16 protein-coding genes and 2 tRNA genes are annotated in these 23,948 nt (G+C 47.9%); 12 read left to right on the forward strand and 6 right to left on the reverse strand.

The annotated features are described in order from the left end of the window. Nucleotides 1-92: 92 nt before the first annotated feature. Nucleotides 93-368: a hypothetical protein gene (locus tag DC20_RS10780; RefSeq protein ID WP_157593129.1), complete on the forward strand. Its 276-nt coding sequence runs from the start codon at nt 93-95 to the stop codon at nt 366-368. A gap of 99 nt (nt 369-467) precedes the next feature. Here the strand turns inward: DC20_RS10780 and DC20_RS10785 are convergent, their stop codons facing one another. Continuing rightward, nucleotides 468-1,013: an RNA methyltransferase gene (locus DC20_RS10785; RefSeq protein WP_062543839.1), complete on the reverse strand. Its 546-nt coding sequence runs from the start codon at nt 1,011-1,013 to the stop codon at nt 468-470. A 245-nt stretch (nt 1,014-1,258) separates the two neighbouring features. On the opposite strand from DC20_RS10785, the gene mutS reads away from it, so the two are divergent. From mutS to DC20_RS10800, 3 genes are all read left to right on the forward strand, one after another. Beyond that, the gene (gene mutS, locus DC20_RS10790; protein ID WP_062545915.1) at nt 1,259-3,856 is read left to right on the forward strand and encodes a DNA mismatch repair protein MutS; all 2,598 of its coding nucleotides are present in this window, start codon (nt 1,259-1,261) and stop codon (nt 3,854-3,856) included. Between the two features lie 360 nt (nt 3,857-4,216). Then, a tRNA-Gly gene (locus DC20_RS10795) sits at nt 4,217-4,289 on the forward strand. Between the two features lie 74 nt (nt 4,290-4,363). Continuing rightward, nucleotides 4,364-4,447: transfer RNA gene (locus DC20_RS10800), tRNA-Leu, on the forward strand. A 116-nt stretch (nt 4,448-4,563) separates the two neighbouring features. On the opposite strand, the gene DC20_RS10805 is transcribed toward DC20_RS10800, so the two are convergent. After that, nucleotides 4,564-5,424: an SdiA-regulated/phytase-like domain-containing protein gene (locus tag DC20_RS10805; RefSeq protein ID WP_071885598.1), complete on the reverse strand. Its 861-nt coding sequence runs from the start codon at nt 5,422-5,424 to the stop codon at nt 4,564-4,566. Between the two features lie 604 nt (nt 5,425-6,028). On the opposite strand from DC20_RS10805, the gene DC20_RS10810 reads away from it, so the two are divergent. Further along, the gene (locus tag DC20_RS10810; RefSeq protein ID WP_169788179.1) at nt 6,029-6,658 is read left to right on the forward strand and encodes a sterol desaturase family protein; all 630 of its coding nucleotides are present in this window, start codon (nt 6,029-6,031) and stop codon (nt 6,656-6,658) included. A 151-nt stretch (nt 6,659-6,809) separates the two neighbouring features. Here the strand turns inward: DC20_RS10810 and DC20_RS10815 are convergent, their stop codons facing one another. Continuing rightward, the gene (locus DC20_RS10815) at nt 6,810-7,823 is read right to left on the reverse strand and encodes a glycoside hydrolase family 43 protein (RefSeq protein ID WP_083470301.1); all 1,014 of its coding nucleotides are present in this window, start codon (nt 7,821-7,823) and stop codon (nt 6,810-6,812) included. A 246-nt stretch (nt 7,824-8,069) separates the two neighbouring features. After that, the gene (locus DC20_RS10820) at nt 8,070-9,611 is read right to left on the reverse strand and encodes an alpha-N-arabinofuranosidase (RefSeq protein WP_062543841.1); all 1,542 of its coding nucleotides are present in this window, start codon (nt 9,609-9,611) and stop codon (nt 8,070-8,072) included. Between the two features lie 466 nt (nt 9,612-10,077). On the opposite strand from DC20_RS10820, the gene DC20_RS10825 reads away from it, so the two are divergent. The 7 genes from DC20_RS10825 to DC20_RS10855 all read left to right on the forward strand — a co-directional run bounded on the left by DC20_RS10825 (nt 10,078) and on the right by DC20_RS10855 (nt 21,975). Further along, nucleotides 10,078-11,562 carry an arabinan endo-1,5-alpha-L-arabinosidase gene (locus tag DC20_RS10825; RefSeq protein WP_062543842.1) on the forward strand — a complete coding sequence of 495 codons (1,485 nt, stop codon included), beginning with the start codon at nt 10,078-10,080 and terminating at the stop codon, nt 11,560-11,562. A gap of 121 nt (nt 11,563-11,683) precedes the next feature. Further along, nucleotides 11,684-14,050: a glycoside hydrolase family 127 protein gene (locus DC20_RS10830; RefSeq protein ID WP_062543843.1), complete on the forward strand. Its 2,367-nt coding sequence runs from the start codon at nt 11,684-11,686 to the stop codon at nt 14,048-14,050. Nucleotides 14,051-14,132: 82 nt separating this feature from the next. Continuing rightward, the gene (locus DC20_RS10835; RefSeq protein WP_062543844.1) at nt 14,133-16,157 is read left to right on the forward strand and encodes an alpha-L-arabinofuranosidase C-terminal domain-containing protein; all 2,025 of its coding nucleotides are present in this window, start codon (nt 14,133-14,135) and stop codon (nt 16,155-16,157) included. Between the two features lie 210 nt (nt 16,158-16,367). Further along, complete coding sequence (locus tag DC20_RS10840; protein ID WP_083470445.1) at nt 16,368-18,365, forward strand: glycoside hydrolase family 97 protein; 1,998 nt, start codon at nt 16,368-16,370, stop codon at nt 18,363-18,365. Between the two features lie 110 nt (nt 18,366-18,475). Then, nucleotides 18,476-19,642: an arabinan endo-1,5-alpha-L-arabinosidase gene (locus DC20_RS10845; protein WP_245652193.1), complete on the forward strand. Its 1,167-nt coding sequence runs from the start codon at nt 18,476-18,478 to the stop codon at nt 19,640-19,642. 83 nt (nt 19,643-19,725) lie between these two features. Then, nucleotides 19,726-20,916 (forward strand): aldose epimerase family protein, encoded by a 1,191-nt coding sequence (locus DC20_RS10850; protein ID WP_062543846.1) that lies wholly within the window; start codon nt 19,726-19,728, stop codon nt 20,914-20,916. 309 nt (nt 20,917-21,225) lie between these two features. Then, the gene (locus DC20_RS10855) at nt 21,226-21,975 is read left to right on the forward strand and encodes an NUDIX hydrolase (protein WP_245652194.1); all 750 of its coding nucleotides are present in this window, start codon (nt 21,226-21,228) and stop codon (nt 21,973-21,975) included. Between the two features lie 559 nt (nt 21,976-22,534). Here DC20_RS10855 and DC20_RS23405 read toward each other — a convergent pair. Both DC20_RS23405 and DC20_RS10865 read right to left on the reverse strand, forming a co-directional pair. Further along, entirely contained in the window at nt 22,535-22,918 is a 384-nt protein-coding gene (locus DC20_RS23405; RefSeq protein WP_083470302.1) for a transposase, read from the reverse strand. Between the two features lie 124 nt (nt 22,919-23,042). Then, nucleotides 23,043-23,270 (reverse strand): hypothetical protein, encoded by a 228-nt coding sequence (locus DC20_RS10865; RefSeq protein ID WP_062543849.1) that lies wholly within the window; start codon nt 23,268-23,270, stop codon nt 23,043-23,045. Nucleotides 23,271-23,948: the final 678 nt, after the last annotated feature.

Genomic DNA, 23,948 nt, shown 5'->3' on the forward strand with positions numbered 1-23,948 from the left:
GCTTTGTGTTCGCTTTGGTTCTTAACGTAGTTGCTAAGAACGGTCCTTCTGACCCAGTCTTAGAGGAAACTTGTAGTTCAGTAACCAGACTTATGGTGCAAGCCATTGGGTTAAATGAAAGTGAGTATATCATCATAAAGGGATTAAACCAGAATCGTTTATCAAAGGCGGCCGAGGTAACTAAAATGTACGGCAATGATGCCGAAATGCGCAATATCCGTTTAAAGGAAATTGAAAGCGATTTTGAAGCTGAGTTGTTTAAAGTATTAAATAGCCGCCAAGTTGAAGCATATTATGCTTTCAAAGCGCAGCCTGAAGGAAACTTCTTAGCAATAGTACAGGAAGTGGCAAAGGCAGGAAAAAAATAAAACCACCCTTTTTACCATAAAAGGAAAGCCTGCTCTCAAAGGGGGCTTTCCTTTTATGGTCTTTTTGTTAATTCAGGCTTAAAACGTCTTAATAAGAAGTTAAGGCTTAATATTATTGGTAAGTGTCTTGCTTACTACATCCCAAATCACCACCCCAACCGTCACCGAGATATTGAGGGAGTGTTTGGTTCCGAACTGTGGAATCTCCAACACGCCGTCGGCAGCCTTGATCACATCTTCTTCTACGCCAAATACCTCATTTCCGAACACAAAGGCGTATTTTCCATCAGGCAAAGGTTTGAAATCGGTCAGGAAAGTGCTTCCTTCGGCTTGTTCAACCGCCCATACCTGGTACCCCTGTTTTTTCAACCCTTCTACTGCCTCTAAGGTAGTAGCCGTATGGGACCACTCTACTGACTCAGTGGCTCCCAAGGCAGTTTTATGGATCTCTTTGTTAGGAGGGGTGCCGGTAATGCCGCACAGGTAGATTTTCTCCACCGCAAACGCATCGGCGGTTCTGAAGGCGGAACCCACATTATGCAGGCTACGCACGTTGTCCAGAACCAACACCAACGGATTTTTTTGCTTATTTTTGAAATCCTCCACCGAATCTCGGTGGAGTTCTTCCATGCTTAATTTACGCATACACGAAATAGAGTGGCCTAAATGGCCTGAATGTTTCACAAAGGTAATACATTGGTAGAATAGACACGTTTATGCCTTGTTTTAAAGAAACAGGCATAAAACCACCAGAACAGAAGAACGGAAATGAGGATGCATTCTAAGGGGCGAGGTGGTAAGAACTTCCGTTATCTGGTTGCAGAATACCTTAAAAAAAATTAGCAGAGTAAGCTTTGACCAAAACCGCAGAATTCAGCGCTACGCCGCTGATGAAACAATATAATGCCATCAAGGCAAAGCACCCGGGGGCTCTTTTGCTCTTCAGGGTAGGGGACTTTTACGAGACCTTCGGGGAAGATGCCATCAAGGCCAGCAAGATCCTGGGGATTATGCTTACCAAGCGTGGGAACGGATCGGCCTCAGAGACGGCCTTGGCGGGGTTCCCGCATCATTCTCTGGACACGTATTTGCCCAAACTGGTGCGTGCCGGGGAAAGAGTGGCCATCTGTGACCAGCTGGAAGACCCCAAAACGGTAAAAGGTATTGTAAAGCGGGGGGTGACCGAACTAGTAACTCCCGGGGTTTCTTTCAACGACCAGGTGCTGGAGCAGAAGCGGAATAACTACTTGGCTTCGCTCCACTTTGGCAAAGACCAGATGGGGATTGCCTTGCTGGATGCCTCCACCGGTGAGTTCCTGTTAGCGCAGGGTGATGCCGGATATGCCGCCAAGCTTCTGCAGAATTTCAGCCCCGCCGAGGTGCTTTTCTGTAAAGGTAAAAAAGAGTCTTTCTTCCAGACGTTTGGGGGAGATATTTGCCATTACGCCCTAGATGAATGGGTGTACAACTATGATTTCGCGTTGGAGGCTCTTACCAAACAATTCAACACAAAGACGTTGAAAGGGTTTGGGGTGGAAGCTTTGACCGAAGGGATCACGGCAGCCGGAGCCATCCTGCATTACCTCGCAGAAACCCAGCACCATGACATGCGCCATATCACGGCCTTGGGTCGGTTGGAAGAAGACCGGTACGTCTGGTTAGATCGCTTTACCGTGCGCAACCTGGAGTTGATTTACCCGCAGCACCCTGAAGGCGTACCGTTGATTGACGTCCTGGATTCCACCATTACCCCTATGGGTGGTCGGCTGCTGCGCAAGTGGTTGGTATTACCCCTGAAAGACGTGGCCCAGATAAAACGAAGGTTGGATACAGTAGAGGCCCTGCAAGCCCTTCCGGATTTGCTACAGGACATTCACCACTACTTAAAACAGATCAGCGACTTGGAACGACTTATTTCCAAGGTAGCAGTGCGCCGGGTAAATCCGCGTGAACTGCTGCAACTTGCCCGAGCGCTAGAGGCAACATTGCCTATTAAGGAGCTACTGGCAGTAAGTGGGGTGCCGGCTCTGCAGAAACTTTCTGACCAATTGCTGCCTTGCGAATCCATTCGTGATGAGATCCAGTCCATCCTGAAACCCGATGCGCCCATGCTCACAAACCAGGGCAATATGGTGCAAACAGGCATTGATGCGGAATTGGATGAGCTGCGCGCCATTGCGTTCTCAGGTAAAGATTACCTGTTACAGATTCAGCAGCGCGAAATCCAGAACACAGGCATCACTTCCCTAAAGATCGCTTTTAACAAAGTATTTGGCTATTATTTGGAAGTGACGCACGCCCACAAAGACAAAGTGCCCAGCACCTGGATGCGGAAGCAGACCCTTGTCAATGCGGAGCGCTATATCACCGAGGAACTAAAAACCTACGAAGAGAAGATTCTGCACGCCGAGGACCGGTTGTACGTCATCGAGCAGCGCATCTTCAACGAGCTTGTCCTTAGTGCCGCCGAGTTTGTGCCGCAGATTCAGCAAAACGCCAAAGCACTGGGTATGCTGGACTGCTTGGCCAACTTTTCCCAACTGGCCACCCAGAACAACTACGTGAAGCCTGAGGTGAACGAAAGCACCATTCTCAACATTACGCAAGGCCGTCACCCAGTCATTGAAAAGCAGCTGCCTCCCGGAGAGCGGTATGTGCCCAATGATATCAGGTTAGACAACGATGACCAACAGGTGATCATCATCACCGGGCCCAACATGGCCGGTAAAAGCGCTTTGCTTCGGCAAACTGCTTTGATCGTGCTCATGGCGCAAATTGGCTCTTTTGTACCTGCCGAGGCTGCCCAAATTGGGGTGATTGATAAAATCTTCACCCGCGTAGGCGCCTCAGATAACCTCTCCCGTGGCGAAAGTACATTTATGGTGGAGATGACTGAGACAGCCAGTATCTTAAACAACCTCTCTGAGCGGAGTCTCGTGCTTATGGATGAGATTGGCCGAGGAACCAGCACCTATGACGGTATTTCCATTGCCTGGGCCATTGTAGAGCACCTCCATAATGCACCAAAAGGACGAGCCAAAACGCTTTTCGCCACCCACTATCATGAGTTGAACCAACTGACAGAAGATTTTCCAAGGGTTCGTAATTTCAACGTGAGCGTGAAGGAAAGTAACGGCAAGATTCTGTTCATGCGCAAGCTTATAGAAGGCGGGAGTGCCCATAGCTTCGGGATTCAGGTGGCCCAAATGGCCGGGATGCCTAACAGCGTTGTGATCAGGGCGAATGAAATCATGCACCATTTAGAGCAGGAAAAGATTAGCCACCCGCACCAGGATCCGCAGGAAACTCTGAAAAGCCTTCCCAAACAGCCCTATCAGCTCAGCATGTTTGAATTAAATGACCCGCAGTTGGTGCGTATCAAAGAGGTGTTTGAAAAACTAGATATCAACACTATCACTCCGGTAGAAGCCTTGCTCAAACTGAATGAGTTGAAGATGCTGGTAGATGGAAAGAAGGAAAAGGTGTAAGTAACTATCAGGTTTACCTATGAAGTGAAGTTTTCGGGAGCCCGTTTCTCAGCTGTTTTACCTAAAACGGTTAAGAAACGGGCTCCCCTCTTTTGTCAATGTTGGAAAGAGGTAAACCGCCGAACCATAGGCAATAAGATTAGAGTCTAACTTACAACCCATCATTCACTAGGAAACTGATTTAGTCTTAGTTTTAGAAAACTGCCCTTCAATAGGTCTAGACAAAGAAATTGATGAAAAATTTCTCCCTGATTTTCAGAAGGATTGGTTTTTTGTGAAGATTTTTTTTGGATCAATACTTGACTTCGTAATTTTTGTGCTTACCTTTGTATCACTAATTCAAACAGCGAATTAGAAAACGCGAAAGTAGCTCAGTTGGTAGAGCGCGACCTTGCCAAGGTCGAGGTCGCGGGTTCGAACCCCGTCTTTCGCTCAAAGATAAAAGACGTTACTCCGGTAACGTCTTTTCTTTATCTGCTTATTTCGTCTTTGTAAAAAGACGAGGTTGCCGGGATGGTGGAACTGGTAGACACGCAAGACTTAAAATCTTGTTTCCATTAGGAAGTGCGGGTTCGATTCCCGCTCCTGGTACTTATTCAAAACAATAAAGCCCTGCTGATTAGAATCAGCAGGGCTTTATTGTTTTTAGATTATTTGATAGAAAATGCTTCAATAGACGAGTAGTAGCCTACTTCTTACAAACATCGTTACTCCCTTCCGTAAAAGTAAAGGTTCACAGCTGCTGCTAAGCCTTTCTCACTTAAGGTGAAATAGCCAGAATTTGTGGCGGAAAACGTGACAGACTCCCCCTGAGGTTCAATGTGGTATGGAAGAGATTTGAATGGACCTTTCAAAAGGTACGTTTCCAAAGATTCGTTCGACTTCTGTTTGTAATGGTATAAAGCTCCATAGGTTTTTACGATAGCCTCTTTTCCGTTAGGAGAAAGGGCGGCGCTCACCACATAGGGATAGGATAAGGTACCCACTAGCTTTGCTTCGTTCATGGAGGGCGCAAATGGGTAGGTGAGCTTGAAGACTCTGGACAGGGTATCAGTTTTAGTGATAAGCAGGATATTCTTCGTTTTGGGGTCAATTAGAAAAGCTTCGGCATCATGGGAGCCATCTGGGTATTTGTAGCGGATAACGGAGACATTTCCAACTGTGTCAGTAGAGGAGGTTGGCTCCTTGAAATGGTAGATGAAGTACTCCTTAGCAACTTTGGCGTTATCTCCAATGTCAGCTAAATAAAGTTGGTTGCCAACCAAGGCCATGTCCTCCCAATCACGGTTTTTAACTCCTTTGATGGGTATCTTTTTAACCACTTTTCCATTGTGGTTTAATAGGATCAATTGGGCCGGATTGCCGCTGTCTTCCTGAACCCAAAGATGTCCTGGCAAGGTCTTGCTGTCTGCAATTCCTGATGCTTCATTAATTATAGGAATAACAAGCTTTTTTGAAGGCTCTGTATTGACAGGGGTGTCTATTTTGATTGTGTCATTGGTACTGCTGCAGTTGGCAATACTCAATAGAAAGGAAAAGAAGAGGTCAAGCCGTAGGTATGTTTTCACCAAAAATTCCTTAAAGAATAAAAGTATTGCATGAATGTCGGAGACAGGTTAGATCAAAAGGATTTTAAATAACTCGTTCCTGATATCCTCAGCAATTTCATTTCTTAATATACAAACACAACGCTATTTATCGTGAGAATGTGATTACTTTGACTCCTGTTCTCTTTGGATTCAATTTTCATATTTCACCTTTAAAGCTCTTTTTAAGGTTTAGGTCTTGTATCATGCCAAGTATCTCAGTTTGATTAAGTAAAGAGGTTGAGAGCAATTACCATACTTAATCGTCTCTGCCATTTCTATCCAGATTAAAGGAGAGTAGGTATAATAAAGAGTGAAAGATGTTTGCACATTACATGCTTAAAATAAACTTTCGGGCAGCATAGAAATGTTTTTATGAGAGTAGCTTATAGTGTTGCCATGTTCCTCCATTTTTAGTTTTCGTAATGATGAGTGCGCAATTTTGGCTTTTCTATGCGGTATTAGCGGCCCGTTACCTCTTCATAGCGGGAGTAGCCTACTTGTTGTTTTATATCTTCCTTAAGCAAAGTTTGCGAAGAGGAAAATACAGGCTTTGTTTCCCAAGCGGAAAGACTATACAAGGGAGGTGGGGTATTCCTTCTTTACCTTTCTGGTGTTTGCATGGTATGGAGTGGTGCTGTCTTCTGAGGTTGTGTTGCCCTACACACAGGTGTATACCGAGGTGTCTTCTTATGGATGGACTTACTTTGCGGTAAGTGTATTATTGGCATTAGTGATTCATGACACGTATTTTTATTGGACTCACCGGTTCATGCACCATCCAAAATTATTCAAGCTGTTTCATTTAACACATCATAAATCTGTGAACCCTTCGCCGTGGGCTGCTTTCTCGTTTAGTCCTTTGGAGGCAGTGGTTGAGGGCGGGATCATCTTTGTGGTGGCGTTGCTCATTCCTATACATCCATTGGCAATTGTGGTGTTCTTGCTGTTGATGACGGTGTACAATGTATATGGCCATTTGGGGTATGAAGTGTACCCACACTGGCTTGTGAACAGCCGCTATGGAAAATGGCTAAACACCTCAACTAACCACAACATGCGCCACAAGTTCTTCAAAGGAAATTATGGATTGTATTTCCGGTTTTGGGATGAATGGCTAGGTACCACTCATAAAAACTATGAGGAGACGCTCAGGCATTTGGTGAGTTCTGGAAAAGAGGAAGATTCCGCCCCTAAGGTGCTTGAACGGAGTTGATCAAAAAATCTATTTACATCAAAAGCCCTTCAAATCAGCTGAGAAAGACCAAAGTCTTCATGCTGTTTTGAAGGGCTTTTTGCGAAAAGGACTTATAAGCAGGCCTTTGACTTTATTTTATAAAAAATTGATTTGCGAGCCATAACGAAAGTTACTTGGCTGGCTTTATACCTTCGGAAGTCATGACTACTCTTTTCATGGTGCCATCTTTGTTGTAGTCAAGGTAGTCAATGCAGACAGATCTTCTGAAACTTCCGCCATCTGTTGGAATGGCCCCGTTGTGATAGATGAAGTATGATTTGCCTTTGAAGTCAATAATGGCCTGGTGGTTTGTGTTGGAATTGCCAGCCAATTCATTCAGGATGCCTTTGTACTCCCACGGGCCCTCAATGTTCTTGCTCATGGCATAAGCTGTTTTCTCTGGAAACTGATACGCATAGGACAGGTAGTACATGCCTTTATGTTTGTGTACCCACGGGGCTTCAGTAAAGTGAGGGAGCTTGATGGTTTTAATAGGGCCATCCAATTCAACCATGTTCTTCTTCAGCTTGGCGTAGTGCAGGACAGTGTTACCCCAGAAAATATAGGCTTGTCCGTTGTCATCAATAAAAACAGCCGGATCAATGTCATCCCAGCTAATTTTGGTGTCGGTGGTCATGTCATTGGTGATAAGCGCAGAGCCCCGGGCGTCTTTGAACGGACCAATAGGATTATCTGATACTGCTACCCCAATGGCTTTGCCCTTGATGGTGGCATGCTCCACGGTAGAGAACCAATAAAATTTTCCGTCCCGCTCTATCACGTGCGAGGCCCATGCTTCGCCTTTTGCCCAGGCAAAGTCAGTTGGTTTCAAAGGACTCTTATGCTCCGTCCAGGTGACCATGTCTGGCGAAGAAAAGACCAGCCATTCATTCATGACATACCCTTCCCTGCGGGCCGGTGCCTCATCATGGCCTGCATACAAGTATACCTTGTCTTTGTAGACCAATGCCGCTGGGTCAGCCGTATATTTGTGGGTGAAAATGGGGTTGCTTGTTGCTCTGATGGTAGTATCAGCGGGGCTTTGAGCTGAGGCCGACGTGCCGGAGAGGGTACAAGCAACCAATGCAGCGGCAAGTCCGGCAACTTTGGAGAAACAAAAGCGAAAGGATAATAGATTTTTCATGCTTGTGAAACTGTGGGTGATTAAATCAAGAGGACCGAATGCCGTTTTTAATCTCCTTTTCTGAAAACAAACTTGAAGCCAGAATGCAACTCAAGTCTCTTTGTGGAAGAGTAACTACTAATTGAAAAGAGCAACTATGCTGTTCAAATAAAAGGGCATCGGGTAAAGCCTGAAATAAGAACTACTTGGTAAGGCTAGAAAGAGTGTTCTTTCTGCCTTACCAAGTAGTTGCAGATACCTGTTTTTTTACTTCATTTCAAGAACTACCACCGAAAACGGAGGTATTTCCACATTTAGGGTGTTCCCTTTTAGTTTGGCACCTTTGAAAGCAGTTGGGGTGATAAGGTTTGGTTTGGCAAACGTGTTGTGGTCTTGCAGGTTTTTGGAAGAAAGAATACGGCCAGAAACAGACTTGTAGTTAGCTCCTTCAATGTTGATCGAAACTTCCTGCTTCTTTTTAGGATCAATGTTCACCAGGGAAACATGCGTAAGGCCGTTCTTGTCTTTTGAAGCAGACCCATTTACGGCTGTCAGTTTTTCGTTGCCAAGGGTGTAATCGGTGCTTTTTACGGTTAACGGAAGGTAAGTAGCGTCCTGGTGCACGTTGTACATCTCCATCACGTGGTAGGTAGGAGTCAACAGCATTTTCTCCTCATCAGTTAAGATAACGGCCTGCAGAACATTAATTGCCTGCGCCAGGTTGGCCATGCGCACGCGGTCTGAATGGTTGTTAAAAATGTTCAGGGTAGAACCAGCAATCATGGCATCACGCATGGTGTTCTGCTGGTACAGAAAACCAGGGTTGGTGCCAGGCTCCACGTCATACCAACCGCCCCATTCGTCTACCACTAAGGCTACTTTTTTCTCAGGATCATATTTGTCCATGATGGCGCTGTGCTTCTGAATTAATTCTTCCATAAAGAGCGCACTTTTCATGGTGCTAAAGTACTGCTGCTCGTTGAAGGTGGTTGACGGGCCTTTTTTATCCCATTTGATAACGGAGTAGTGGTGCAAAGCCATCCCTTCAATCAGGTTCTTAGGCACAATCCTCATGATGGCCTCGGTCCAGTTGTAATCAGCGGAGTTGGCGCCGGAGGCTATCCGGAATATTCCGCTGGAGTTGGTCCAATCAGACACGAAGGTGGCGTACTTGCGGTATTCGTTCGCATAGTATTCGGGAGTCATGTTGCCGCCGCAGCCCCAAGCCTCGTTGCCAATTCCCCAGTACTTCACATTCCAGGGCTTATCCCGGCCATTTTCCCTGCGGAGCTTAGACATAGGGCTTACGCCTGCAAAGTTGGTGTACTGCACCCAATCAGCCAGTTCCTGCACCCCGCCGGTGGCCATGTTGCCCGCCAGGTAAGGCTCGGTGCCTAACAATTCGCACATGTTCAGGAAATCATGCGTCCCGAAGCTGTTGTTCTCGGTAACGCCCCCCCACCAGGTATTCACGATAGTAGGCCGTTTATCTTTCGGCCCAATCCCATCTTTCCAATGGTAAGTATCAGCGAAGCAGCCGCCGGGCCAGCGCAGGTTAGGTATTTTCAGTTTTTTTAAAGCATCAACCACGTCTAGCCGTACGCCGTCCTTGTTTGGAATTTTGTTGTTGTTCTCGCCAACATAAAATCCGCCATAAATACAGCGGCCTAAGTGCTCGGCAAAATGACCATAGATGTGTCTGCTAATGATTCTGTCTGGTTTGGCGGGTACGGTAAGCGTGGCCGTGTTTTGCCCATAGGAGCTTAAAGTGCCTAAGAGAAGGAGGAAACTCAGGATTGTGTTCTTCATACTTGCGGTAGGTTTTTGGGGTATTTCTCTGCTATAATTTAAAATGAAAGATTATTTATTCAAAAACTTGCAATAAATATAAGTGTATTTATTACATTTATAAAACCAAATTAGAAAGTTTCTTTTAAAAGAGCCTGATTAACCCTCCCACCATGGTTTCTAATTTGGCGTCAGGTTATGGAAATGGTGTTGGAGTCTAACATGTCTTACAAAAGACTTATTTGAAGTTGCAAAGAGTTAAGGGTGAAAACAACAGAGAGGTTAATTGGAGAAGGTGCTAATTACCAAGACTTGATATGCATTAGTATAAAGTATCTAAAGTTGATGTAGAGGTGAGGAGTAGAAAATGCCTTTGAAAATAAACCAAACAGAAGGGCTCCTCTCATTGGGTAGCAGGAGTGAGGTCAGGTTGTCCTGATAATTGCCCTTATGGCAACTAATAAAAATTTATATAATTGAAGAAAACATGAAACCTGCTTTTTTCAGACCGTTTTTAACGCTTGCGTTACTTGCCGCAGTTTTTCTGAGCTCCTGTAAAGAAGACGAAGAACCTTCGCCGGCAAATAAGCCAGGTCCTTCTGAGGAAAAACCATTTAACCTCAACGAACTGACGGATACCTATGGTCACTTAGCCCCTATCTCTTTATCTGGGCGTTGGGGGCCCTATAACCTTCATGACCCGTCTATCCTGAAAGATGGCGAATGGTTTTACTCATACAGCACAGACGTTGCCTACGGGGCCGCCCCCCACGTGGGTATTATGGTGCGCAGGTCCAAGGATCTGGTGCAATGGCAGTATGTTGGCTGGGCCCTGAACGGCTTGCCAGCTATGGGTGTGCAGCATATTACCTCCAACGGCGCTACGCCGGTCAAGGGCTTGTGGGCTCCTTACATCATGAAGGTGGGCAGCGAGTTCCGCCTTTACTACTCCCTTGCGGCAGAAGTAGGCAAAACCAGTGCCATCGGGTTGCTGACTTCTAACTCGCCATTGGGGCCCTGGGTAGAGAAAGGCCTGGCAGTTACCTCTGTCAACATCGGACCCGGTACCAATGCCATTGACCCCTCAGTGGTGGTGACCCCCTCTGGCCAGCACTACATGGTGTATGGGTCGTCCTGGGATGGTTTGTTTGAATTGCAACTGAACCCAGCTACCGGCCTAGCCCAGAATTCCGGCGACAAAGGCGTGCGCATTGCCCGTCGCGGAAGAACCAACAACAACACGAACGGCAATCTGGAAGGCCCTGAGCTTATCTACAACGAGCAGACCAAGATGTACTATCTGTTTGTTTCGTATGACTGGCTTTCTACCAAATACAACGTGCGGGTTTACCGGTCTACCAGCCCGACCGGCCCGTTTCTGGACTGGAACGGTGTGAACGTAGACAACCAGGCCGACAACGTGCCCATGATTCTGTCGCCGTACAAGTTTATGGGCCACGGCGGCTGGCAGGGCGTATCGCACCCGGCTGTTTTCCAGGACAACGGACAGTATTACATGGCCCACCAGGGCAGACCTGGGGTTGACCCCGCCTTTATGGTGATGCACGTACGCAAAATGTTCTGGACGCCCGAAGGCTGGCCCGTGGTTTCCCCGGAGCGCTATGCCAACGTAGCGCAGCCCCCTGTTACTGCCGCGGACATACCGGGTGAATACGAGCAGATTGTATTGCTGCAGTCTGTGGTGCCTGGCTTCGGAAACGAACAGACCGACCCTAACTTTTCTGAGGCCTTTACCACCACCTTAACGCCGAACGGCCTTATCAACGGAGATGCCAACAACACCTGGACGTATGATGCGCCCTGGCTGACCCTGCGCTGGGCTGGGGGCATGTTCGTGGACAAAGTACACGTGTCAAGAGAAAGAGACTGGGAAAATAAAAGAGAGTCTACAGTGGTCATGACCGGATTGAACGGAGGCGGCGTGGCCATTTGGCTGAAGAAAAAGCAATAATTAAAAAAAACACTAGTGCGTTTTAGCCTTAACTTATTCAAAACAAAGCTAAAACGATCCTAATAAAATTGACAACAGCCTTGAATTAAGGCCTTTTTGGTAGTAAGACGGTTACCCTCAGATGAAAGGAAAACTCTTAGGTATTTTGTTTTTTGTGTTAAGCCCGGCACTATGTCTGGGGCAGCAGGGAAGTATGCAGTCTTTTCCGCTGGAATCAGTGCGGTTGCTGGACAGCCCGTTTAAGCAGGCGCAGCAGACCGACCTTAAGTACATGCTGGCCTTGGACATGGACCGTTTATTAGCTCCTTTTCAGAAAGAAGCAAAAATCCAGCCGAAAGCGGAGAACTACGGAAACTGGGAAAACACCGGGCTGGACGGACACATTGGCGGGCATTACCTTTCGGCCTTGTCTCTAATGTATGCCTCAACAGGTAACCCAGAATTGCTGCGGCGGATTAACTACATGGTAGATGCTTTGGAAGCTTGCCAGCAGAAAAGCGGTGACGGTTATCTGGGCGGAACACCTGGTGGGAAGCAGATGTGGCAGGAAATCAAAGCCGGAAAGATAGATGCCGGAAGCTTTTCATTGAACAAGAAGTGGGTGCCTTTGTACAACATCCATAAAACCTACTCGGGACTGCGCGATGCCTACTGGTTTGCCGGAAACGAGAAGGCCAAGGGTATGATCATCAAACTCACCGACTGGTTTTCAGATGTGACGGCTAACCTCACCGATGCCCAAATCCAGGACATGTTGCGCAGCGAGCACGGCGGCATGAACGAGGTGTTTGCAGATGTAGCGGAGATTACCGGTGACCAGAAATACTTAGCCCTCGCGAAGCGGTTTTCCCAAACATCGGTGCTCAACCCCTTGCTGCAAGGCAAAGACCACCTGAACGGAATGCACGCCAATACTCAAATCCCGAAGGTGATTGGGTACCAGCGGGTAGCCGAGGTTTCCAGAGACAAAACGTGGACCAACGCCGCTGATTTCTTTTGGAAAACGGTAGTAAATAACCGCACGGTGTCTATTGGCGGGAACAGCGTGAGCGAGCACTTCCATCCGGCCAACAACTTTACTTCCATGATGGAAAGCAAGGAAGGCCCCGAGACGTGCAACACCTACAACATGCTCAAACTCACGAAGCAGTTGTATTTGAACAGCGCTTCGGCCAGTTACCTGAACTACTATGAGCGAGCACTTTATAACCATATCCTCTCCTCACAGCACCCTACCAAAGGCGGTTTCGTGTACTTCACGTCCATGCGCCCGCAACACTACCGGGTGTATTCAAACCCGCAGGAAGATTTTTGGTGCTGTGTAGGTTCGGGTCTGGAGAACCACGGCAAATACGGCGAACTCATCTACTCACACACAAACAAAGCTTTGTACCTGAACCTTTTCATCCCGTCAGAACTGGAGTGGAAGGAGAAAGGTCTCACGTTAACCCAGACCACCTCTTTCCCCTTTGAGGAGAAAACAGAGGTGAAGCTGAAGTTAAAAAGAGCCAACAAATTCACGTTCTACATCCGGAAGCCTGAATGGCTAAAAGGTGATCAGCTAAAAGTGCTCGTGAACGGAAAAGAAGTAAGCCCAAACACCGCCACCAACGGCTACGTGGGCATTGAACGCAAATGGAAATCTGGTGACGTAGTGACGGTGCAGTTGCCTATGGAAACCAAAGCCGAATACCTTCCAGACAATTCTCCCTGGGTTTCCTTCGTGCATGGCCCTATTGTATTGGCTGCAGTAACCAGTAAATCAGACCTGCCTGGCTTGTTAGCCGATGGTAGTCGCATGGGGCATGTGGCCAATGGCCCTTTGTATTCACTGGAAGAGGCGCCTTTGTTGGTATCTACTCAGAAAGACTTAACAGCGCATCTTTCTCCGGTATCTAACAAGTCTTTTACCTTCACCTTGTCTGGAGTGGCAAATCAAAATGCTGGGCACAAGTTGGAATTGGTGCCTTTCTATCAGATTCATGATGCCCGCTACATGGTGTATTTTCCGGTCACTACCCCAGAAGGTTTGGAGGCCCGTAAGGCTGCCATCAAAGAAAAAGAAAGAGAGCAGTTGGCTCTGGCCGAGCGCACGGTAGACCAGGTGGCGCCGGGTGAGCAGCAACCAGAATCAGATCATGGGTTCCAGGGTGAGCGCACAGAAACCGGCGTTCATAGAGACCGCCATTGGCGTCATGCCCAGGGTTGGTTCAGCTATAACCTAAAGAACAAAGGCCAGGGGCCTCGCAAACTTCGAATAACTTACTTCGGGGCAGATAAAGGCCGCAACTTCCAAATATTGATCAATGACAAACTGGTAAAAACCGTGGTGACCGATGGCTCCGGCGGCGACAAGTTTGTGGACGTGGAATATGATATTCCTGCGGAGGTGTTGACCAAAGCCGCTAATAATACTTTGAATGTGAAATTTAAGGCAAACGAAGGTTCCTCCACAGCCGGAATTTACGAAGTAAGATTAATGAAGTAAATCACCTGCAAACGCATTTAAAGCAGCTAATCATGCTGCCTTTTAAATATTTAAGATTGAGAATCCCTTTTAATTGAACCCCATGAAGCACAAACCTTTTTCTTTTGTTGCCCTGGCTGCAGGCTGTATGATGGCTTTCAATCTATCGGCGCAGACCGTTCCCTCTGTGAAGACTTTCCAGGTAAAAGCAGACCAGGTGTATGGCGAAATAGCTCCCACCATGTACGGAATCTTCTTTGAAGACATTAACCTGGGTGCCGATGGCGGTATCTACGCTGAGTTAGTGAAGAACCGTTCTTTTGAGTTTGATACGCCTTTAATGGGTTGGAAAGAACAAAAGCAAAACAATGCTGAAGGTACCTTGCTGGTGCACAACCGGGGTGAGCTGAACGGGGCCAACCGCAGGTTCCTTCGCTTGACCTCTAAGTCAGACCAGGGAGGCTACGGCGTTTTGAACGAAGGCTTCCGGGGCATGGGCATCAAGAAAGGCGAGCAATACAACTTCACGGTAATGGCGCGCCAACAAGGCAGCAGCGCTATGCCGGTAGTGGTAGAGTTGCTTACTGCTAAAGGTGAAAAACTAGGCGCTGCCACCATCACCCCAACTGGAGCCGACTGGAAAGAATACAAGGCCAGCATTACGGCTACGGGTACAGACCCGAAAGCCCTCTTGCAAGTGGTGGCCCAGGGAAAAGGCACGGTAGACCTGGATATGATTTCTTTGTTTCCTAAGAACACCTGGAAGCAACGTCCTAACGGCCTCCGTGCCGACATGGTACAGTTATTAGCCGACATGAAGCCGGGTTTCCTGCGTTTCCCTGGAGGTTGTATCGTGGAAGGCCGTACTCTGGATGAACGTTTCCAGTGGAAGAAAACTATTGGTGAGGTAGCGAACCGTGCCACCTTGGTCAACCGCTGGAACACCGAGTTCAAGCACCGCCACACGCCAGATTATTTCCAGACGTTCGGGCTAGGCTTTTTTGAGTACTTCCAGTTAGCCGAGGACATTGGAGCCGCGCCGCTTCCAATTCTTAACTGCGGCATGGCTTGCCAGTTCAACACCGGTGAGGTGGTGCCTTTGGACCAACTGGATCCTTACATCCAAGATGCCTTGGATTTAATTGAGTTTGCCAACGGACCTGCTACTTCTGAGTGGGGTAAAATCAGAGCCGAGATGGGGCACCCGGCTCCGTTCAACCTGAAATACTTAGGCGTGGGTAATGAGCAATGGGGCGAGCAGTACGTAGAGCGCTACAAAATATTTGAGAGAGCCCTGCGTGCGAAATACCCAGACGTAAAGCTAATCACCACCACCGGGCCGTTCCCGGATGGCCCTGAGTTTGATTACCTGAATAAAACCATGCGCAGCCTCAACGCTGATATCATTGATGAGCATTATTACCGCGCCCCGGAATGGTTCCAGGAAAACGTGACACGCTATGACAACTATGACCGCAAAGGTCCTAAGATCTTTGCCGGTGAATACGCATCTCAGACGGTAGCCATTGCTAGCCCGGATAACAAGAACAACTGGAAAGGTGCCCTCTCCGAAGCCGCGTTCATGACCGGCCTGGAGCGCAACGCCGATGTAGTGGTAATGGCTTCCTACGCGCCATTGTTCGCCCACGAAGAAGGCTGGCAGTGGACCCCAGACATGATCTGGGTGAACAACCTGCAATCCTTCGGGACACCCAACTACTACGTGCAAAAGCTATTCTCTACAAACGTAGGTACGCACCTGGTGCCTATTCAGCGCAACAATGCTAACGTGACCGGCCAAGATAAACTGTTCGCTTCCGCCAGCCTTAATCAGAAAACAAACGAACTGATCTTAAAAGTGGTGAACACGTCAGACAAAGCGCAGGACGGAGAATTTGTTCTGGATGGCGTGAAAAGTACGCAAAGTAAAGGCACAGTGCAGAAACTGAGAAGCAACAACCTGGAGCAGATGAACTCCTTTGCCAATCCTACGGCCATCAGCCCGGTGCAGCAAACAGTACAAGTGAAAAACAAACGCGTGAAGTTATCGCTGGAACCTTACTCAGTGAACGTGATTAAGGTAAAAGTGACGCCAAACGAGGGGCAGTACAGCCTTAACAAAAAGTAAGAGGATCGGGGCGTTTACAGGCTGTTTTGAGTAATTCAGCTTGTAAACGCTTTTTGTTTTTCTTCTGTGACGCAGATTTATTGCCGTGACTTTCCTGAAGCTTGCATTAGGCACGGAAGTATATCTTAGCCGAGATGTCTAAAAGCGCAGATGACCGCCTCTTTCTAAAAACTAGCCTTTAAGCGCTTCTCCCAGTTAAAAGAAATGTACATGTCCCTACCACGTAAACAAAATAGATCTGTATTCAGGAAGTGCCAGTACATCTTAGTTGCCTTCGGGCTGCTGGTGTTGGTTTCTTGTTCGCAGAAAAGCAGTAGCCCTAGTAGTTCTGCCATGGAAAAGGAGTATACGCTGGAAAGCCCAGATAAAAGCATTGCCGTGCGGTTCAGCCTTGCCGCAGACCAGGGCGCCACTTATGCCATCACCCGCAACGGCGCTCCTGTGCTGCAAGACTCTAAATTGGGAGTACGCATGGAAGACGCTGACCTGACCAGAGGTTTGGCCTTGGAATCGGTTTCAAAGGTGGAGTCGGTAAAGGACGATTACGAGATTCTGACGGCTAAACGCAGAAAGAACTCCTACCGCGCAAACAAACGCACTTTCCATTTAAAGAATGCCCAGGGGCAGCAGATGGATGTCATTTTCCAAGTGTCTGATGATGGCGTGGCCTTCCGGTATTTCTTCCCGGGCCAAAGCGGAGAGAAAAAGAAGATCAACCAGGAGTTTACTTCTTTCAAATTTCCGGAGAGCGCCAAAGGCTGGTTGCAACCCATGTCTGATGCCAAGACTGGTTGGGAGAGCACCAACCCTTCGTATGAAGAATATTACCTGAAAGGCATTCCGGTGGGCACCCCGTCGCCTATCAAAGCCGGTTGGGTGTTCCCGGCGCTATTTCAGAATGGCGAGAACTGGGCCTTGATCACGGAGTCGGCTCCGGACGGAAGTTACTGTGGTTCCCGGTTGGCGCAGAATGCACCGGGCGGCGAATACCAGCTTGCCTTTCCGCAGGAGGCTGAAAAGATGCCTAATGGCGTAGTGAATCCAGAGTCTGAATTGCCTTGGTACACGCCTTGGCGCATTATTGCCGTGGGCTCTCTGAAAACCATTGCGGAGTCTACATTAGGCACCGATTTGGCAAAACCAGCCATAAACCTAGATCAAAGCTTCATCAAGCCCGGCAAATCAGCTTGGAGTTGGGCTTTGCTGAAGGATGATTCTACGGTATATGATGTGCAGAAGCGGTTTATTGATTACGCGGCCCGCATGAACTGGGCCTATACGCTCATTGATGCCGATTGGGACAAGAAGATAGGCTATGCTAAAGTAAAAGAACTGGCTGATTACGCTAAAGCCAAGAACGTAGGTTTGTTGCTGTGGTACAACTCCGCTGGTGCTTGGAACACGGCGCCGTACACCCCCAGAGATAAAATGCTTATCCATGAAAGCCGCATGCAAGAATTTGCCAGACTGCGCGACATGGGCATCAAAGGCGTAAAGATTGACTTCTTTGGCGGCGATGGACAGAGCGTGATGCAGTACTACAATGACATCTTGAAAGATGCTGCGGAGAACAAACTGCTGGTGAATTTTCACGGTTGTACCTTGCCCCGGGGCTGGCAACGCACCTATCCTAACCTCATGACCATGGAGTCTATTAAGGGCTTTGAGTTCATCACCTTTGAGCAGCAGAACGCCGATGAAGAGGCTGCCCACGCCACGGTGATTCCGTTCGCCCGTAACGTTTTTGATCCTATGGATTTCACGCCGGTGAATTTAGACCAGATTCCAAGAATCACCCGCAAAACGACCAAAGGCTTTGAGCTGGCGTTGTCGGTGCTGTTTGTTTCAGGAATCCAGCATTACGTGGAGATTCCGCAAGGTATGGCAAAGCAACCAGCATATGTACAGGGTTTCCTTAAGGAAGTGCCTGCTGTGTGGGAAGACTCTAAGTTTATTGACGGCTATCCTGGCAAGCAGGTGGTCATGGCCCGGCAAGCGAACGGCAAGTGGTACGTGGCAGGCATTAACGGTGAGAACACCGCCAAAAGCATGGTACTTGATTTGTCTTTCCTGAAAGGCAAAAAAGGCTCCTTCATCACTGACAGCAATGAAGCTTCCGGCATGCAGCAGAAAGCGGTGGAGATTGCCGCCAACGGGAAAACCACTGTGGATCTGAAACCGAATGGTGGCTTTGTAATGGTGTTCTAAGGAACAGTATCCTTCTGACCTCCTCTGTGTGGGTGTATAAAAAACCAAATTAAAAGCGCTGTTTAAAGGCAAATTTTGCCAAAGCAGCCTCTAAATGAAAACAAACAATCATGAAACATACAAGTAAAGGTCTTTATCTTCTCTTAGTGCTGTTAGCAGCAGGTGGCTGTGCCCAGACAAAGCAAGCAACCTCCACCACCCCAGCTGCAACTGCCGCCGCTTCTACGCCGGCAGCTCCTTCAACCGCCGCTGCTGCTCCAACCCCAGCTGCTCCAGCGCAAACGCCACCACGGGGACAGCAGGTGGGAGAGGTGCGACCAATGAGCAACATCACCGTGCATGATCCAGTGATGGCGAAGCAGGGAAACACGTATTACCTATTTAGCACGGGGAACGGCATCTCGGTATGGTCTTCTACAGACATGCAGAACTGGAAAATGGAAGCTCCTGTGTTTGCCTCAGCACCTGAGTGGGCTACCAAGGCTGTTGCTGGTTTCAGGAATAACCACATCTGGGCGCCGGACATCAGTTTCTACAACGGGAAATATTACCTGTACTACTCTATCTCAGCCTTCGGGAAGAATACTTCTGCCATTGGAGTCGCGACTAACACTACCCTAGATCCGCAGAATCCTAACTTCAAGTGGGTAGACCACGGCAAAGTCATTGAGTCTGTACCGGGGCAAACCAATTGGAATGCCATTGACCCAAACATCATCACTGATAAAAACGGGACGGCCTGGATGAGCTTTGGGTCTTTCTGGGGCGGGCTAAAGCTGGTGAAAATGAGCAAAGACCGCCTGAGCGTGGCCGAGGACATCTCAAAAATACCGACCATTGCCAGCCGCAAAAAAGGGTTGACGCTGCAAACTAATCCGGCTCCTTTGCCAGGAAACCCAGCCGAAGCGGGAGGAAACGCCATTGAGGCACCCTTTATTTTTGAGAAAAATGGCTATTATTACCTGTTTGCTTCTATTGACTACTGCTGCAAAGGTGCTAATAGTGACTACAAAATGATAGTGGGACGCTCTAAAACCGTGCAAGGACCTTACTTGGATAAAAAAGGAGTGGCCATGGATGCGGGCGGAGGCACCATTCTGCTGGAAGGAAATGAAAATTGGAATGGGGTAGGGCACAACTCGGTCTATACCTTTGACAAAACAGATTACATCATCTTCCATGGGTATGACGCTGCTCAAAACGGAAGGCCTAAATTAAGGGTGGAGAAACTTGCCTGGGACAAAGACCAGTGGCCAATAGTAGCACTAGCGCAGTAGTCTGGTAATCTTTGCTCTGGGTAGAAATCCTGTGAAAAACTCTTACCTTCAAAAAATAATCTGTTTAACCCTATAACTCATCTATGAAATACGTATTAAGACCTGTTTCCACGTTACTTGTAGCTTCAATGCTATTGGTGAGCGCCTGTAATCAGAACGCTGGGAACAAGGAAACTGCTAACACAGAAAACCAAACCTCAAACACTGCCAACGAAGTGAAACTACCTGCCCGCGCTGATTTCCAGAAGACCATAGACGGTAAACAGACTGATCTGTTTGTACTCAAAAACAAGAACAACGTTCAGGCGGCCATCACCAACTACGGTGGGCGTGTGGTAAGCCTTCTAGTGCCGGATAAGAATGGCAAGCTGACGGATGTGTCCATCGGGTTTGCCAACGTAGAGGATTATACCGAAGGCGCTGATACGTTCTTTGGGGCTACTATTGGCCGTTACGGAAACCGTATTGCCAAAGGCAAATTCAATCTGGAAGGGAAAGAATACACCTTAGCCACGAACAACGGTGCGAACCATTTGCACGGTGGCGTGAAAGGTTTCTCACGGGTGGTTTGGGATGCCAAACAAGTAGACGACAAAACCCTGGAGCTGACCTACCTTTCAAAAGACATGGAAGAAGGCTACCCAGGTAACCTGAATGTAAAAGTGACCTACACCCTCACCGACGAGAATGAATTGACGGTGAATTACCAGGCCACTACAGATAAAGCCACCCATGTGAACCTCACCAACCATACGTTCTTCAACCTGAACGGTGAGGGAAGTGGCGACATTCTGGGACACACCTTGCAGATAAACGCTGACCGTTACAACCCGGTAGATTCCACCTTGATCCCAACGGGTATTGAGCCGGTGGCTGGCACTCCATTTGACTTCCAGCAGCCAACAACTATCGGGTCTAGAATCAAAGAGCAAAACCAACAGTTGAAATTCGGTAACGGTTATGACCACAACTATGTCCTGACTGGCGGAAACGCAGGCAAGGAGATGAAATTAGCCGCTACTGTAACTGGTGACAAGAGCGGCATCACTATGGAAATCCGCACGCAGGAGCCAGGTATCCAGTTTTACAGCGGCAACTTCATGGAAGGATCACATACCCTCAAAACAAACGTGAAAGATGAGTTTAGAACTGCTTTCTGTTTAGAGACCCAGCACTTCCCGGATTCTCCTAACCAGCCGGCTTTCCCTTCTACCGTGTTGAAGCCAGGGCAAACGTATAACACCACCACCGTGCATAAATTCTCTGCGAAGTAACTGATTTTGGACCTGGTGTCAGGGTTGGCCACTCTGAGTTTCAGGCCTGTTTTTCAGAAAACAGGCCTGAAACAATTCCGGATAACTTGGAATTGACCGGATATGAGGTCCTTTTTGGATGTGAGCGGGGAGAAGGGAGATGAATTAAATCCCTTGGCCTTGGTTGATAATTGCCTATTATTTCAATATTCGCTTTCCTGTTAATCGTTTCTTGCGCAGACCGCGGAAAAGGCAGGAAGGCATTACCACTTTTCAAAGCCATGGACCCCAGTTGGTTTGCCTGGTGCTTTGAGTCAAAAAAAGCGTAATATGCCCGAGACAGTAGATTTTGATGTAAGAGCACTTACGAGTAAAATGAAATATGTGGGTCAAACCAGGTTTCTGGTTGCAGTAGACTGTATCATCTTTGGGTTTGACGGCGAAAATTTTAAACTGCTGCTGATTCAGCGCGGTTTTGCGCCCCAGAAACAGAAGTGGAGCCTTATGGGCGGTTTCATTCAGCCCAACGAAAGCCTTGAAGTTGGCGCCCAGCGCGTTCTGAAGCAGCTGACCGGTCTGGAGGGGGTATATCTGGAGCAAATAGCGGCTTTCAGCGAACCTACCCGTGACCCGGTGGAGCGTACCATTGCAGTGCCTTACTTCGCCCTTATTGATATCCAGAAATACGAGGCCCAGATTAGTTCTGACTACCATGCTGAGTGGTTTCTGCTGAACGAGATGCCCAACCTTATTTTTGACCACGAGCAAATGGTGGAGATGGCCAAAATGAGGTTAAGGTACAAAGCCGCCCTGCACCCCATTCTGTTTGAGCTGCTCCCTGAGAAGTTCACCTTGCCCCAACTGCAAACCCTTTACGAGAAGCTCTACGACACCACCTTTGACAAACGTAACTTCAGCCGGAAAGTACTTTCCACGGAGCTGCTCATCCGGCAGGAAGAAAAAGACAAGGAAAACTCCCGCAAAGGCGCTTTCTACTTTAAGCTTGACAAAGAAAAGTATTATGACAACTTCCAGGCCTTCCTGAAATTCATCCCCAACCCGGAGAAGTTTTTATTGTAGAAAACTAGAACTTAGGAGCCCCAACCCTTCCCCTTAACTTCTGACCTTCCGTTTAGGGCTGATTTCCTAGAAACAGCCCTAAACGGAAGGTCTTTTTTCGGGGCGGGGGCAGGTGCCGGTCAACTATGGCCAATTATGGAATGATTTGGATCTGCCTGTAGAAAGAAGATTTTTTTCCTTGAAGCTGTTTAGAGTTTCTCACTTTTAGTTATTTCCCTGATGAAGAGCACTGCGAAAGCCAGTAAATGTAGCGTTAACCAATGCTGTGCCTTGGTCTCAAACCTGATGAGCAGCGCCTTGAAGCTGTCGAGCCAAGCATTTGCATGCCCGATGACATTCCTTCTTTTGAAGAGCTCCTCGTCGAAGTACACATAGGCCTCCGCCGGCTCCCCATTCTGGGGTTGAAGGCAATACTAGCCTCGATCTTCATCTGAGCGCACAGGCGCTTGGACCCTTGCGAGCCAAAACTGCTGCGTTCAGAAACAGCCCTTCGGTCTCGATGCCCGCCTCCTGGGGCACCCCGCACAGCTCCCTGAACATTTTCTCTATCCCGTACAGGTCATGGCGGGCCGCTGCCGGCAAGCAGGGTTCCCCTGCTGTCAGAAAGGGACAGGCTGTTGCAGGTTTTGGCCGCTTTTCTTGCCTGGTACCCCACGTGCTCCCCGCCGTCCTTACTGAGCGTCTGCCTCCCGTCCAGCTGAGTGCTCGACAAGTCCAGCAGCCTCCGCCTACTTTTCAGAGGCTGCGCCCAGGCCTTCCTCAGGCTACCGCCCGCTGCCCATTTCCTGAAGTGGCGGTACACTCCCTGCCAGCTCAGCCCGGACCCGCCGAAGAATGCCCTTGCGGGCAGCTCCCGCCACTGGTACCCAGTCTTGGGCCGGTACAGGATGGCACCCACTACCGCTGATGGTTTCAACTGTAGCCTGGCCCCCCTTGCCGACACTTAGGTGGGGGACTATCCAACGATCTATCCTATCTTCGCTTATGAATCCCAAAGGGTCAGGGGCTTAGCTCTGAAATGTTCTCGCAACACTTTTGCCTCCTTAATCCTTTGGAAGTGAAAATCTCTAAATAGCTTCATAGTTTTCGGCCGCTTTTTCCAAAAACAGATCTAAACCGGCAGTAAGTTGCAGGTGCGGCTGGTAAGCCTTTTGATATCTTTTCTCTTTTTCCAGCGAAAGGGCATCTGCTTCTTGGGTTGTGAAATGGTTTTCGCCAAAGATGCGGGCCAGTACCTCGCTGTTTTTGCCGTACATCTGCGCCCGTACCTTATCCTGGGCCAACGTAGCATTCAAGTCATTGGTCAGAATCTGGTGCCACGCCTGGGTGTGGAATTACATATCTTCAATCATGGTGCCGTTCATGTCAAACACGAAGGCCTGGTAAGTGGAGAATTGCATGAAGCTTCTTTTATGGGTTAAGGTACGGTTTACGGGCTGGAACATTGGTAAAACGGGTTCCAAAAGAGCCCGTTTTACTAATGTTCCTAATCCTATCTATTTATCTGTTGAGGGGGCTCCGCCCCATTTCTAGCAGGTGCTTTTCTCTCCTTTTCTTTTGGGCTTGTAGAAAGCCAATTCATGGCATGTTTTGCCCATGCAGCACAACTTGGCTGTTGGCACACCCAGGGTTTTAGCCTTACAATGCCTTTCATGGCCCCCGATAAAAATCACATAACCGTATTACTTTATATAAATGTCGATTGTACATTTAAAATTTTATAAAACATAGTCCTACTTAGATTTTCTTTCAGTTTTGGGTTTAAACACACCCAGCTAATAATAAGAAGGTAATGTGTTTTTGCACATGATCCACAAAAGCTAAAATGGACAAAGGCAAAAAAAGTAAGATGTTAAGACTATGGTAACTTTACAAAGCAAAAGAGGCTGGTTAAGTAAGAGATTAATAATTTTCAGAAAAATATTTTAAATATTTTAAATGTCAAAAATACACTATATATTTGATTACTTACT

Source organism: Rufibacter tibetensis, assembly GCF_001310085.1.
In the GTDB taxonomy this organism is placed as follows: Bacteria; Bacteroidota; Bacteroidia; order Cytophagales; family Hymenobacteraceae; genus Nibribacter; species Nibribacter tibetensis.